14 protein-coding genes are annotated in these 13,672 nt (G+C 66.7%); 6 read left to right on the top strand and 8 right to left on the bottom strand.

Annotated features, from left to right (window positions below):
- Both ACFWBD_RS40500 and ACFWBD_RS40495 read right to left on the bottom strand, forming a co-directional pair.
- A partial coding sequence (locus ACFWBD_RS40500; RefSeq protein WP_385678915.1) for a SpvB/TcaC N-terminal domain-containing protein occupies positions 1-687 on the bottom strand: 687 nt, incomplete at its 3' end.
- A gap of 863 nt (positions 688-1,550) precedes the next feature.
- Positions 1,551-1,748, bottom strand: coding sequence for a hypothetical protein (locus ACFWBD_RS40495; protein WP_385678912.1), 198 nt, complete (start codon positions 1,746-1,748; stop codon positions 1,551-1,553).
- 543 nt (positions 1,749-2,291) lie between these two features.
- On the opposite strand from ACFWBD_RS40495, the gene ACFWBD_RS40490 reads away from it, so the two are divergent.
- The 5 genes from ACFWBD_RS40490 (at position 2,292) to ACFWBD_RS40470 (ending at position 6,956) form a co-directional block, all read left to right on the top strand.
- Positions 2,292-2,756: an ATP-binding protein gene (locus tag ACFWBD_RS40490; protein ID WP_385678909.1), complete on the top strand. Its 465-nt coding sequence runs from the start codon at positions 2,292-2,294 to the stop codon at positions 2,754-2,756.
- 167 nt (positions 2,757-2,923) lie between these two features.
- The gene (locus tag ACFWBD_RS40485) at positions 2,924-3,337 is read left to right on the top strand and encodes an ATP-binding protein (protein WP_385678906.1); all 414 of its coding nucleotides are present in this window, start codon (positions 2,924-2,926) and stop codon (positions 3,335-3,337) included.
- Positions 3,338-3,429: 92 nt separating this feature from the next.
- Positions 3,430-4,587: a hypothetical protein gene (locus tag ACFWBD_RS40480; RefSeq protein WP_385678903.1), complete on the top strand. Its 1,158-nt coding sequence runs from the start codon at positions 3,430-3,432 to the stop codon at positions 4,585-4,587.
- Between the two features lie 53 nt (positions 4,588-4,640).
- A complete protein-coding gene (locus tag ACFWBD_RS40475) occupies positions 4,641-5,585 on the top strand; it encodes a response regulator transcription factor (protein ID WP_385678901.1) in 945 nt (314 codons plus the stop codon).
- Between the two features lie 567 nt (positions 5,586-6,152).
- A complete protein-coding gene (locus tag ACFWBD_RS40470; protein ID WP_385678898.1) occupies positions 6,153-6,956 on the top strand; it encodes a hypothetical protein in 804 nt (267 codons plus the stop codon).
- Positions 6,957-7,243: 287 nt separating this feature from the next.
- Here ACFWBD_RS40470 and ACFWBD_RS40465 read toward each other — a convergent pair whose 3' ends face one another.
- The 6 genes from ACFWBD_RS40465 to ACFWBD_RS40440 all read right to left on the bottom strand — a co-directional run bounded on the left by ACFWBD_RS40465 (position 7,244) and on the right by ACFWBD_RS40440 (position 12,150).
- Positions 7,244-7,510 carry a zinc ribbon domain-containing protein gene (locus ACFWBD_RS40465; RefSeq protein WP_385678895.1) on the bottom strand — a complete coding sequence of 89 codons (267 nt, stop codon included), beginning with the start codon at positions 7,508-7,510 and terminating at the stop codon, positions 7,244-7,246.
- Between the two features lie 189 nt (positions 7,511-7,699).
- Positions 7,700-8,578, bottom strand: a complete 879-nt coding sequence (locus ACFWBD_RS40460) for a class I SAM-dependent methyltransferase (protein WP_385678892.1) — start codon at positions 8,576-8,578, stop codon at positions 7,700-7,702.
- Between the two features lie 344 nt (positions 8,579-8,922).
- Positions 8,923-9,684, bottom strand: coding sequence for an SDR family NAD(P)-dependent oxidoreductase (locus ACFWBD_RS40455; RefSeq protein ID WP_385678888.1), 762 nt, complete (start codon positions 9,682-9,684; stop codon positions 8,923-8,925).
- Positions 9,681-10,433 carry a VOC family protein gene (locus tag ACFWBD_RS40450; RefSeq protein WP_385678885.1) on the bottom strand — a complete coding sequence of 251 codons (753 nt, stop codon included), beginning with the start codon at positions 10,431-10,433 and terminating at the stop codon, positions 9,681-9,683. Before ACFWBD_RS40450 ends, ACFWBD_RS40455 begins: the two co-directional genes overlap by 4 nt.
- Positions 10,434-10,611: 178 nt before the next feature.
- Complete coding sequence (locus ACFWBD_RS40445) at positions 10,612-11,367, bottom strand: SDR family oxidoreductase (protein ID WP_385678882.1); 756 nt, start codon at positions 11,365-11,367, stop codon at positions 10,612-10,614.
- 21 nt (positions 11,368-11,388) lie between these two features.
- Complete coding sequence (locus ACFWBD_RS40440) at positions 11,389-12,150, bottom strand: SDR family NAD(P)-dependent oxidoreductase (protein WP_385678879.1); 762 nt, start codon at positions 12,148-12,150, stop codon at positions 11,389-11,391.
- Positions 12,151-12,333: 183 nt separating this feature from the next.
- On the opposite strand from ACFWBD_RS40440, the gene ACFWBD_RS40435 reads away from it, so the two are divergent.
- Positions 12,334-13,185 (top strand): helix-turn-helix transcriptional regulator, encoded by an 852-nt coding sequence (locus tag ACFWBD_RS40435; protein ID WP_385678918.1) that lies wholly within the window; start codon positions 12,334-12,336, stop codon positions 13,183-13,185.
- The last annotated feature ends 487 nt before the right edge of the window (positions 13,186-13,672 follow it).

The following is a 13,672-nucleotide window of genomic DNA, read 5'->3' as shown; positions in this document are numbered from 1 at the left end:
CGTGCCTGTTGCCCGAAGTCTGCCGCACATCCGGACCAGCGGACAGGGTTGCTGGTCGCGGAAGGCACGAAGATCATTTACGGGACAAGTCTTAGGGGTGTCCAGGGTGTAGGAGTATTCGATGACGTTGCCGGACGGGTCCGTGTCTTTCGCCAGCGGGTACGTGAGAGCGACGTTGGCCTGATCTAGCGAAATACCGTCGCTGTCCGCGGTGAGGCGATCCATTCTCTGCGGCCGGTACTCGAGCCGGCGTCCGTTCTTCAGCCACACCTCGAACCAGCCCGGGCCAGTGGTTGAGTCGGAGTCCCGGGACACGAACTTGGTGAAAGACTCCGTCTCCGTGCGGTACTCGGCGCCACTCTGCCCATAAGCACCGCTGACACCCACGAGCTTCTGACCGTCGAGGCAGAATCGTGCCGCGTCACCGCCGGCGGAATCGGCAGTACGGAACGATATCCCAGTGGTGCGGCCCTCCGTCGCGATGCTCTTCCCGCAATGGCTGATGGCCGACAGGCCGGCCACCGACCAGCCCACGCCCATCGTGCCATTACCCGCCGAACTGGAATAGTGCAGACCAAGCGACGGCTGCGCGCCAGCAGGACCGGCCGGAACGGCCAGCGGAATATCGTACGTGGCTTCACCCGACGGAGATACATTCAAATCTCCAGGCAGATAGCCGGAGTCCACCCCCTCCCTGACCGAACCCGCCGGCAGCGTCAGAGGGGTAGGAATCGAGATCGGGGAATCTCCTGCGGCGAAAGCAGGAAGAGCCAACGACGAAAAGACCATAGCTGAAGCGGCAACAGCGGCTGCCAGCGGTCTGCCGGAATATCGAAACTCAATTTCGGTGGGCGCAGGCCTACCGGAATGTGAAGGTTGCCAGCAGGTAGTGAGATGCTCGAACTGAAATGTATTGCTTGGCCATCTGGGGGCGCTTCCAGGGAGCCATTTCCGACTTTAGTTTGAGGCTTTTGAGGTTAAAGTTCAGAAATACCTTCATTCGCTCTCGTGCTGTACAGGCCGGTAACGCGCTTGCCGTGGCTGAGGTGATGGCCCGCCGGTATGTCCTGGCACGCGCGCACCGTTGCCGGAGTCCCCGCTCCCGGCGCCGGCCGGGCCGTACTCGTAGGTGCGCGCCGCGAGGGCGCCCGCTGCGGCGGTGCGGATGTCCCAAAGGTGATGCTCGTGATCGAGCAGCACCTGGAGATCTCCCGTTTGGGCGTCGAGCACTGCGATGACTCCAGCGGCCGGGGTGCCGCAGCGCCGGGCGCGCTCCAGGATCCGGTGAAAATGCTTCGCCCGGGCAGACAGGCTGGCTTCACATGTGCGTCGCCGTCACGGCCGGCCGGGGCAAACATCCCGACGGGGGACTCCCTCAGGCCTCGGCTGTAGTCGGCGAGGGTGGACGCCACCGGCTCGAGGAGGTCCTCGTACCCCACAGCGGCGCGGCTTAAGTCCGGACCGAAGTGCAGCGGCGTTCTCACGATCATGGGGCAGCTCCTGAAGGCGACCTCGCCCCCGACTCTTATGGAGCGGATGTCTCTTGATGGTCATCTCGCTGGGCCTGCCGGTGAAGTGTCCCTGGCGCAGGACCGCAGCTCGCCGTCGACGATCCGGCGCTGTCGGCGGAGGTGGGCGGAGGAGGATCCGGTGGCGCCGCCGGTGGCCGCGTCCTCGACGATCCCGTCGCTGTTCCAGCGCCGTCGCATCAGGGCGATGGCGTCGAGGAGGCAGGCGAGGACGGGCACCGAGCCCGGCCGGTGGCGCGTCAGGGTTCATCGCGACACGGGCGCGGTCCAGCGCGCCCGTGCGCACGGGGAACCACCATGTGGCGCGGGTGGGTTGACGCGACTACGGCGGGCAGTCCGGATCCAGATCATCGTCGGCCAAGGAGAATTCGGGTGGTCACGTCCCGTGTGTCCGGTGGGTCGAGGAACGAAGCCGGGTCCTGGTCGGGATGCTTGCGTACCGCCCGGGGACGTGACGCTGAGTGATGATCTGTATCCGGTCAGGTTGACAGCGTCCCTGGGGCTTCCTCGGCTTCCTCGGCGGTTTCTGCCGACGGCTCTGCGGCGCAAACCACTGGCCGGGCGCTGCATCAGCTGCAGGGCATGTCGACTGCGCAGGTCAGCGCGGTATCCAGGGCCTGGGTCGAGGGCTGCTTCTCGGCGTTGCACGCATACCCGTGCAGGTGCGGATTGCCGGTTTAAGTATCATTTGCTCAATCGCTGGGAGGGCGTGTGGCCGTGTCCTGGGGTGGTCGGAAACTTCCTCCCTAGGCAGTGATCACCGTGAACCTCACCACCCAGCAGGCGGCCGTAGCCCACCCTCCGGCCGGTGTCCCAGCCCCCGCTGCAGAGTCCGGGCTGCCGGGAGAGGAGACGTGGCGGCTGCCTCTGGAACGTGATCCGCACTCCCCTTCGGCCGCACGCCGCGAGGCCCGCACGGTGCTGGACCGGTGGGGCATCGAGGGCGAGACCTTTGACGACGCCTTGCTGGTCGTCTCAGAGCTGGTCACCAACGCGGTGCTGTACGCCCAGCTGCCCATCACGCTGTGTCTGAGCATCTCCACGGAGGCGCTGCTGATCGAGGTCACCGATGGCGGTCCTGCCCCTGCCGATGTGGATGCCTCTGCAAGCCGCCCCCCGGACGAACACGGCCGCGGGACCACCATCATCGACGCCCTCACCACCGACACCGGTGCCATCGACTGGAACGACGGGCTCATCGACCGCTGGGCCACCCTAGAGCCCTGAGGCATCGCCCCCGAGAGCCGCCAGCCGTGAAACCGAAGCTACGTAACAGCCCACTCTCACGAGAGACCAGGCCCAAGGCGAAGTCCGTACTGCCCGTGCATGACCAACTCCATGATGAGGGCTACGGGTAGAATGGCCGGTAGGTCAGGTTTTGAGGGAGCGCGTGGATGCAGGGCTGGGCAGGCAGATGGCCGCTGGTCGGGCGGAAACCGCTTCTGGATGCCTTCACACAGGACCTTTCTGTCGGCGGCACCCACGGCTGGATGATCTACGGGCCGGCCGGAATAGGAAAACACGCCTGGCGGACGAGTTCCTGGACCTGGCGGCCGCAAGCGGACGCCGCACCGCGAGAGCTGTGGCCAGCAAAGCCGCCGCCCAGGTACCCCTCGGAGCGATCGCCCACCTGCTCCCCCCCGGACGTCGACCTCACTGACCCGGTCGTCGGTTTCCGCTCCGTCGCCCGGGCACTGGCCGGACCACGTGCCAAGCACACCGCAGTATTCGTCGACGACATGCACCTGCTCGACAACTCTTCCGCCGTCCTGCTCAGCCAGCTCCTGGACTCCGGCTTTATCGCCTGATCGGTACCGCCAGGACCGGCGAACAACTTAACGACGCCGTCGATGCCCTGCTGCAGCGCGGCGACCGCGTCCGCCGCATCGACCTCGCCCACATGGACCGCATCCAGGTCGGAGAACTCCTCCAGCTTGTCCTCGGTGGCCCCATCAGCCGGCGCACCCTGCACACCCTGTTCACCGCCAGCGGCGGAAACGCCCTGTTCCTGAGAGAGCTCGTGCTGGGAGCCGTGCAATCAGGCGCCCTCAAGGCGAACGGCGAGATCTGGGAGATCTCCGAGAAGCGCCTTGCCGTCACCCCCCACCTCAACGACCTGATCACCGCCAGAATCTCCACAGCAGCCCCTGCGGCACGGCCCCTGCTCGAATCCCTCGCCTTCTGCGGCGCCCTCTCCCTCGCCGACGCCATATCCACCGCTGACCGCACCGTCCTGACCCAGCTCGAAAGGTCGGGCATCATCCAGGTCTCCGCACACGGGCGCAGGATGACCGCGGCCCTGGCCCACCCCCTGTATGGCGAGGTCATCGCAGCGGGCATTTCGCCCCTTCAGCGCTACGATCTGGCCCTGCGCATGGCCGAGCGACTCGAGACCTACGGCCTCAAACCCCGCGACGACGCCCTGCACATCGCCTCCTGGCGACTGGCCGCCACCGGTACGGCAGACCCCGACCTGCTCCTGCACGCCGCCGCCATCGCGATCAACTCCAACGACAACGAACAAGTCATCGAACTGCTGACCGCGATCAAAGCCGAGGACCGCACCTCGGAAAGCCGGATCCTGCTGGGCAGAGCCCTGATGCACGCCGGCCAACTAGAACGCGCCGAAGCCGTCCTCGCCGAAGCCGACACCCACGCCCGCAACGACCACGAGAAGCTCGCTGCAGTGACAACCCGCTGCACCAACCTCTTCTGGTCGAGCCCGCAGCCGGACAAGGCGCTTTCCCTGTGCTTCGCTGCCCGCTCAGCGTTCAAAGACCAAACAGCGATTCAGCAGCTTCGCCTCATGGAAGGATTCATGCTCGTTGCCTCGGGGCTACCTGAGGACGGGCTGCAAAGGCTCGACGTCCTTCCTGATAGACCACCCGAGGACGGTCTTGACACCTGGCTGCTGGCAGTCCAGGCGAAGGCCCAGGGGCTGGCCATCGTCGGGCGCGTGGCACAGGCGAAGGCCCTGGCGAGCATGGACACAGAGTCCACCAGGCGGTCGAGGAGGGAAAACTCCTGCCCCGTCCCGCGCTCCAGCTCGCCGCTCTGACACTGGCGCTCGCCGAGAACGGAGAAATCAACCAAGCTCGCCAAGCCACCGACATGGCCTTCGACGGCCACACCGCGCAGTCTCCCATCGCACGCCTGCGACTCGCTTCCTACACCGGGCGAGTGGAATGGCTGGCCGGACGCCCTCGCAACGCCCGCCGCTGGTATGCGGAGGCCATCGGCATAGCGCGGACACACCGGATCACAAGAATGCTCAGCTTCTATGTGTCCGGCGCGGTGGCCTGCACAGCTCTGACCGGGGACCTCGAGGCTGCCGACTCACTGATCCAAGATCTCGAACGGTACGGAACGTGCGGTTTCCTGGCCAGCGAAGAGAACCTCGGCACGGCTTGGTTGCACGCTGCCCGCGGCGAACTCACCCGCGCGCGACATCCTGCACGCCGCAGCCGCCGACGCCCGCCGCACCGGTCACGTCATCTCCGAGAGTGTCTCCTCCTCACGGACATCGCACGCCTGGGCGATCCCGGAAGCGTCCAACAGCGCCTGACCGAACTGGCCTCCCGCTGCGACGGAGCGCTCACACACGCTCGGGCACGCTTCGCTACCGCCCTGGCCGACGACGACCCGGACCGCCTCACGGACTGCTCACACGACCTTGAGCGCATGGGCTCTCCCATCCTCGCCGCCGAATCAGCAGCAGCAGCCGCCAGCGCCTGGAAACACTATGGCGATGCCCGCAAAGCCACTGCTGCAACCACCCGTGCAACCACCCTCGCAGCCGAGTGCGAAGGCGCCCGAACCCCCCTTCTGTCCACCCTGGCCAGTACCTCCGGGCCCCTCACCAAACGCCAACAGGAGATCGCTCTGATGGCAGCTGCCGGAAACACCACCAAAGCAATCTCCCAGCACCTCACACTCTCCGTCCGCACCGTCGAGAACCACCTTCAGCACATCTATGTCAAATTCGGCGTTCGTAACCGCACTGACCTCGCCGAAGCACTGAAATACCAAATGGGTCGCAAGCCAAATGGGCACTGACTCCCGAACCGTCGACGATCGCTTCTTTGGCTCTGTCGGTGACCCTGCCGATTACGGGACACAGCCGAACGTCTTGCAGTTCCCCTTCCCGGCCACAGCAGGGCCCACAGAAACCCAGAGCGCGAGTCCGACAAGTTCCTCCCCGTGACCCACCCCTGTCTGGGGCGTACGACAGGAACTGCGGGAGCGTGGTGTGCCCGCGGTCGTCCGGATAGGCAGAGATTACTCATGTCCGCTTACCGAACTCACGGTTGACTCACCCTACTTGCCCGCCGAAAAGTAGAGCAGCGTCGAGGCATGGACAATCCCCGTTCGTGAGAGCTGTCAGCCCGAAACGGCACCTGTGCGCGGGACCGGGGCTCTTGCCGCACCCCATGAAGTCGGCGGGCAACCGACAGATTCCGCGCGCAACACCACGGGACGCCCCGGCTGTGCCGCTCGACCACCCCAACCCTGCAGGCGTCAGCCGGGTCCCGCCCCGGCGAGCTCCACAGAAAGAAGACCAGCACGATGAAGAGGCTCATAGCCCCCCTGTGCGCAGCGTCGACAGCCGTCGTTCTGGCGGTCATGCCGACCACGGCACAGGCAGCCGGGATCGAGGACGGCGCGCCCCTGGTGGCCGCTCAGAACGAGATCATCGACGAACTCACGACGCTCGGCTGGCCGGGACAGGACCCGGAGAACTTCTACCCCGGTGCTGCTGGCCACCCCGACGCCGACGCAGCCTCGGTCGTCTGGGGCACGCCCGGGAACCCGAGTTCCTATCAGGTCGAGGCCAAGTGCGCCCAGTTCCTCACCGCCTCGCTGAAGCACGCCTACACCTGGGCCACCGACGCGTGGTTCACCTCCGGCATAGGCTTCCGCAGTCCCTCCTCGGAGCAGTATTACGCCGCCTTCACCGACACCTCCGCCGGCGGTGCGCTCGAGGACATGAGCGACCACATCAGCCGTCCCTCCGCGCAGCGGGTCAGGGACCTGCACGCGGGATCCGTCATCGCGGTGAAGTACCTGGACGGCTCGGAGGGAGGAGCGACCGGGCACATGATGACCGTGCAGTCCGTGACACCGTTCGAGCGTGACGGTAACAGCGCTACCCAGGAGTACGCGGTCACGGTCGCCGACAGCACCTCCAATCCGCACGGCGTCGCGTTCTCCTCCAGGACGTCGCCCCACTGGGCGTTCAAGGACAGCCGGGTCGAAGGCTCTCCGGGCCTCACCACGAAGGAATGGAGCGGCGTCGGCCGGGGAACGATCTTCATTCAGGCCGACACGACGACTGGCAGACCGACCGGCTACTGGTGGGGCCGGAACGAGGCCGCGTTCAACACGGTCGCCAACCGCCCCATGGTCTTCGTCGACATCACCCGCTGACGCGTGCAGGGGCGGCGGCGCCCCTGCACGGAACGCCGCCCCCGGGTGCCACGCGTCCGGGGGCGGCTTTCCGCGCAGGCGGAGACAATCCCCATCACTTTGCCCGGGTGATGTAGTACTGCCACCAGTCACTGATGGCTTCGTTCCCGTTCTAGGGCTCTGGCTCATGACCTTGTGATGCTGAAGGGATCATGGGCTGGCGCCTTCTCGGCCGTGAACGGCGCCGAGCTTGTACGGCTCAGCGTCACGCCTTGTCGCGCTCCCGACAGTCCCCTACGACGGGACGGTCACGGGTCGCATCTCCCGCCTCCGGCTACACCGGCGGCGGGACGGGCATGGTGACGAATACCCACACCGAGTGCGTACGGTCGCGCACGTTTTGACCTCGACGTGCGGCTCGGCGGGCCCAGCGAGACCGCACCGACAACAGAACGGTCCTGGGTGGGCCGGTTGGCGCGCTCCGTGTGTCCGCAGCGCGGGCAGCGCTGCGAGGTGTGGGCCGGATCCACTTCCAGGAACGTCACCCCGGCCCGGCGGGCCTTGTAGGCGCCCATGCGTTTGAGGAGCTCGACGCGTGTGATGTGGCCTTCAACCTGCCATGAGCTCCATGTGCGGATGGCCCGGCGATGAAGGCGTCGCGGTCGCGGTGCAGGCCGTTGACCAGAATGTGCAAGGCGGGCAGGTCATCCGCGAGGACATTGTCCATCCAGCCGGGCAGCAGGTCGCTGTGAAGGCTTGCAGGATCATGATCCGGCGGCCGTTCGGGGGGCCACGGCGCGCAGGGAGTACATGATCGGCAGATGGGTGTCACTGAAGGGGAACCGGTACAGGCCGTCGGGGCCTTGGGGCAAGATGTGGCGGCCGTCGGACTCGGTCTCCGTGTGTTCGCCGAGTCGCTCGACGAGCAGCCCTGCCGAGGCGGCAGCTGTCACGATTTCGCCGAGTGAGTAGGGGTACTGGACCGTCTCCTGCGGTGCCATCTCGGCTTTCGGGTCGGCATAGGAGCCGCTCAGGACGGCACGCTGGGGCTCGCCTCCGCCATAGGGCCAGTCTGCTATGAAGGGCTCAATGCTGAGCACGGCCTGGAAGGCGGGGTGGAGGTCGACGAGCACGAGGCGGCCCCCGGGACGAAGCGCCCCTGCGGCGCCGCGCATCCACGCGTGGAGGTCCGCGATCCAGGTCAGAATCCCGTAGGTGGCAACGACAAGATCGAATCTGCGCGCAAGACCGTCGGGCAAGTGCTGGACATCCGCCTCGATGAACTCCGCGGCCAGTCCGGCACGCTCAGCCAGGGCCTGCGCCCGGGCGATGGCCACGGGCGAGAAGTCCACCCCTGTGACCCGCGCACCAAGGCGGGCCCAGCTCAAGGTGTCCATGCCGAAGTGACACTGCAGGTGAAGAAGATCCTTCCCCGTCACGTCGCCGGCGAGCTCCCGCTCGATGCCACGCAGCGTCTGTCGACCTGCGAGGAAGCCCTCCACGTTGTAGGAGAGGTCGTTGGGACTCGTTCCGTGCTTCTCGGCCCAGGTGTCCCACAGTGCCTGATTGGCGGCGAGCCCGTCGGCAGGATCGACGCTCTCCGCGCCAGTCGCCTCAGTAGCGAAGTTGTCGGTGGCAGCCATTCCACGCCTCCAGCTGACGGCCGAACTCAACTTCGACCTGATTAGCGACAACATCATGCCGTTCGGGAGAGTGGACCAGCATGAGTATCGACTACTCCAATTGACCTCGCCGTTTCGCTTGGGCGTCGCCGACAACTGGGTGTTGTCGACGGGAGACGCGAAAGTTCCTTCCTGGGGCGATGAACCTTGTCAAGGGGGTCTGTCGTCTTCAACGAAAGGAATTGTCGCGTACGCTTCAACGTTCCCATCTGTCAGGCCACTTCGGTTTCTCCCCCGATGGTCTTGAGGCGGTTCCTGAGCTGATAGCTGGGGCCGTCGGATGGAGATCACCCGCTGCGCGGCGTTCAGAGTTGAGTCTGGCCGCCGTTGACCTCGTAGACGGAACCGGTGACGAAGGCGGCTTCGTCCGAGAGCAGGAAGCTCACCACGTTGGCAACCTCGTGGACCTGGCCTACCCGGCCCATCGCGGTTTTCGCGGCGATGGAGGCGCGAACCTCCGGCGGGAGCGCTCGTGCCGATGGCGCGTCGATCGGACCGGGTGCGACGGCATTGATGCGGATGCCGCGCTTGGCGTATTCGACGGCGGCCGAGCGAGTGAGTCCGACGATGCCGTGTTTGGAGGCCGAGTACGCGGCCCGCCCGGCGTGGGCCATCACTCCGGCGGTGGAGGCCATGTTGAGGATGGCCCCACCGCCGGCTTCGAGCATGTGGGCGATCTCGGCTTTCATGCTGTGGAAGACGCCGGTCAGGTTGATGCCGATGGCGTCGTTCCAGTCGTCGAGTGCGATGTCGTGGACATCGGCCAATCGGGGTGTGACGCCGGCGTTGTTGAAGGCGAGGTCGAGGGCGCCGTAGGTCGTGACGGTGAAAGCGACGAGCCGCTCGGTGTCGTCGTACGAGCGGACGTCCGCGGCGAATGCGGATGCGAGGTGTCCGGCGGCGCGGAGTTCCGCAGCGACACGTTCGGCGGCCCCCGCGTCGCGGTCGGCGACGACGATCCGCGCGCCGTCCGCGGCGAGTCGCTTGGCGGCTGCTTCGCCGAGGCCGGATCCGGCGCCGGTGACGAGCCCGACCTTCCCGGACTTGTCGCGGATGCTTGTCATCATGCGAGGGCCTCCTCGGTGGTGAGCTGGACAAGCGTGAAGATGGCGCCTGCGGGGTCGAGGAAGACCGCGATCGTGCCGATCTCGATCGGCGTCGGTGGCATGAGCCGGGTGCCGCCATGTACGGTCGCGGCCGTCGCGGCGGCCGCGATGTCGCCGACGGCGAAATAGACGTCCCAGTACGCGGGGGTCTCGGCAGGCATCGCCGGCGGCCGTGGCAGGAGCCCGGCGAAAGACCTGCCATGCCACTGCCACTCCCCGCGGCCAAGGGGACCACTCGGCTCCGTGAGCCCCCACCCGAAGGCCCCGCGGTAGAACGCCGCGGACGTGTCGATGTCGTCGGTGATCAGTTCGCCCCACGCGAGGGCTCCGTGCGCGGGCCACTCGCGGCGCCGTGTGGTGGGCGCGCGGAGCGCGAACCGTGTTCCGTTGCGGTCGGTCACGATCGCGGTTTCGGCGGAGCCGCCGGTGGCAGAGGGCAGCACCGCGCCGCCGGCTCTGGAGACGGCGGTCAGCGCGGCGTCGAGGTCGTCGACGTCGAAGTGGATGAGCCATCCGGGGATCCCGTCGGCCGCGCTGATGTCGGTGATGTCGGCAACCGGCGCGCCCCCGGCGGATGCGCTCAGTCGACCGTCGCTCTCCGTGACGGCCCAGCCCAGCACGCGCCTGTAGAAGGAAGCGACGGTCTGAGGTTCGGTCGAGGCGAGGCTCGCCCGTCCGAGCCCGGCGGAGGTCTGGAATTCGTACGCCATGGTCACGCTCCAATCAGTCTGCTGTGGTCCATGCCGGGTCCTGCCTGCTCAGCAAGTTCCGCTCCCGCCACTCCGAGGACACCCGAGAAGGGAACGGGCAGCGCCCATGCGCCGGCCACCGTCGCCCGCTGCGAGTGGACTGTGGACATCACGATGTCTGTGCCTGTGTCCGGCATAGTCACTGGAGTGCACCCCCGCTGATCAGGAGGCTCTGCCCGCTGACCCACGCCGCAAGGTCGGAGGCGAGGTACTCGGCGGCATCCGCGACGTCGTCGACGGTCCCCACCCGGCGGCCGATGCGCCCGGGCTGTGCGACGAACCGCCGGACCGGGTGGTCCGGGTCCGGCTCGGTGAACACGCCCGCACCGTCGATCGCCGTCGGGAGCATCGTGTTGGCGGTGACCCCGCGGTCGGCGAGCTCCTGCGCCAGGACCCGCACGGCGTAGCGCGGTGCCGTCTTGCTCGACCCGTACAGTCCCTCGCCCCGGACCGGCACGGTCGTCGTGCTCGAACCGACGTAGATGATCCGGCCGCCGTCCGCGACGTGCCGCGCCGCCGCCTGGAGGGTGAAGAAGGTGCCCCTGGTGTTGATTGTGAAGAGACGATCGAACTGCTCCTCGGTGATGTCGAGGAAATCGATGCCGATCAGCTCGACGCCTGCGTTGGCGACAGCGATGTCGATCTGCCCGAAACGCTCGGTAGCCTCGGTGAAGAGGCGCTCGATGTCAGGCAGGGCCGACATGTTGGCCTGTACGGCGATCGCCTCCGCGCCCAGACGTCCGATCTCGGCGACCGTGGCGTCGGCTTCCTTCTCGTTGGAGGCGTAGTTGACCACGATGTTTGCGCCAAGGCGTGCGTAGCGCAGTGCGATTGCCTTGCCGATGCCTCGGGAAGAGCCCGAGATCACGGCCGTCTTTCCGGTCAGATCAGTCATCGGAATCGTTGCCCTTGCCGTTCACAGGCTCTGTCCGCCGGAGACCTCGATGCGCTGCCCGGTGACCCACTGGTTCGCATCCGAGAGGAGTGCCGTCACTGCGCCGGCGATGTCGTCAGGTTCGCCTACGCGTCCGAGTGCGACCTGCGAGGTGAGGTAGTTGCGGACCTGTTCGTCGTGCATCATGCCGCCGCCGAAGTCGGTCGCGGTCGCCCCTGGCGCGACGGTGTTCACGCGGATGCCGCGGCTGCCGAATTCCTTGGCCTGGTAGCGGGTGAGGACCTCGACCGCGCCCTTCACGGCGCCGTAGGCGGAATGCCCCGGGACGGCGAAACGAGTCAGGCCGCTGGAGACGTTCACGAGGGCGCCGCCGTCGGCAAGCGCCGGCAACAGGGTCTGTGACAGGAAGAAGACGCCCTTGAGGTGCACGTTCACCAGGTCGTCGAAGTCCTTCTCGGTGGTCTCGGCGAACGGGGCGGTCAGGTCGGTGCCGGCGTTGTTGACGAGGAAGTCGAACGTCGTCCTGGCCCAGCGGGCCTGGAGCTCGATGCCGAGCTGTTCGGCGAAGTCGGCGAAGGTGTTCACCGCACTGGTGTCGAGCCGCAGTGCGACGGAGGAACGTCCCAGGTCCGTGACGGCGGACACCACTTCCTCGGCCTCGGCCTGGTTACTTCGATAGGTTACGACGATGTCGACACCTGCCCTGGCGAGGTGCAGCGCGTACGCGCGTCCGAGACCTCGGTTGGCTCCGGTGATGACGGCGATCTTCTGGGTGATGCTCACGATGACTCCTTGGTCGCTCCGCAGGGGTTCGCGATGCTGTGCCGAACCCGATGACCAGTTGACGCGCGATCCCAGAAACCATCCAGTGCCTGCTTGTCCACTGTCTGCCGGTCCCAGGCTGGGACGACATCCTGGGATCGGCAGACAGTGGATAGCCGTATTCGGGTGAGGCACAGTGTCGATATGGATCAGAGCGGCCTGGCGACATTCCTCCGTAGCCGTCGAGAGGCGCTGCAACCCGACGACGTCGGCGTTCCTCCGGGGCAGCGCCGACGCACGCCCGGGCTACGACGCGAAGAAGTGGCCGCGCTGTGCGGAATGTCGACGGACTACTACAGCCGTCTCGAACGCGGCCGCGGACCGCAGCCATCGGAGCAGATGATCGCCGCGATCGCCCGTGGACTCCGGCTCACCCTCGACGAACGCGACCACCTGTTCGTCCTGGCCGGGCACAACGCACCGGCTCGCACCGCGCGCGACGGCCACGTCAACGCCGGCATGATGCGCATCCTCGATCGGCTTGAGGACACCCCCGCTCAGGTCGTTACCGGCACCGGCGAGACGATCGTCCAAACCCCACTGGCGGTGGCCCTGCTCGGTGACCAGACACATTTCACCGGGCTCGCGCGAAGCATCATCTACCGCTGGTTCACCGACCCGAACGAGCGAACGAACTACGCGCCGGACGACCACCCGACGCACAGCCGGGTCTATGTGGCCCAGCTCCGCACCGTCGCCTCCCGCGAAGGCCGCGGGTCACACGCCGCCGCGCTCGCAGAGCGTCTGTGCGCGGAGAGCTCCGAGTTCGCGGAACTGTGGACCCAGCACGAAGTCGGTGTCTCCTACACCAACCGGAAAAGAATCCTGCACCCGCAGATCGGAATGATCTCCCTGCACTGTCAGACACTCGTCGACCCGGACCAGGCACAGTCGCTGCTGGTGTTCACAGCGATCCCCGGTACGGAAGACCACGACAAACTCCAGCTGCTCTCCGTCATCGGAAGCCAGCGGATCGACACGCCCACCGGCGGATGAACGGCGCGTCGTGCACTCCGTTCGCCAGGGACGGTTCGGAGATCCAGAACCGGTCCGAGGTTCGTCGTAGCACTCGCCCATCTGCGGGCCGTGCCGGTCCGGCGGTGAAATCGAAACCGGCTTCAGCAACAGGGAGGCAGGCCGACGGCCCTCACCGGCCCTCAGCGAGTCAGGAACTGGCCCAGCTCATCCGTACGTGGCTGGGGACGTTCACGGCCCTGCAAGATTTTCGTAGCCGGAGATCATCTGGGTGCTGAGGTCGGCATGACGGGCAGCCTTTGAGTGTGCTCTGTTGAACTGTCGTACCTGTTACCGCACTTGGCGGGCGTGTTGGTTCTCTCGGTCGACGGCTCTGGACCCGTGGTGGTGGTCCGTGCCCGTACGCGCTCGTTTACTCCCGCGTCGTGTACGGGCTGCGGGCGGCCGAGCGGGTGGTGTCACAGCCGCTACGTCAGACGACTCGCGGATGCCTCGCTGGGTGGTCGTC

Source organism: Streptomyces sp. NPDC060002, assembly GCF_042737245.1.
In the GTDB taxonomy this organism is placed as follows: Bacteria; Actinomycetota; Actinomycetes; order Streptomycetales; family Streptomycetaceae; genus Streptomyces.
This window is presented reverse-complemented; position numbering and strand designations above follow the sequence as displayed.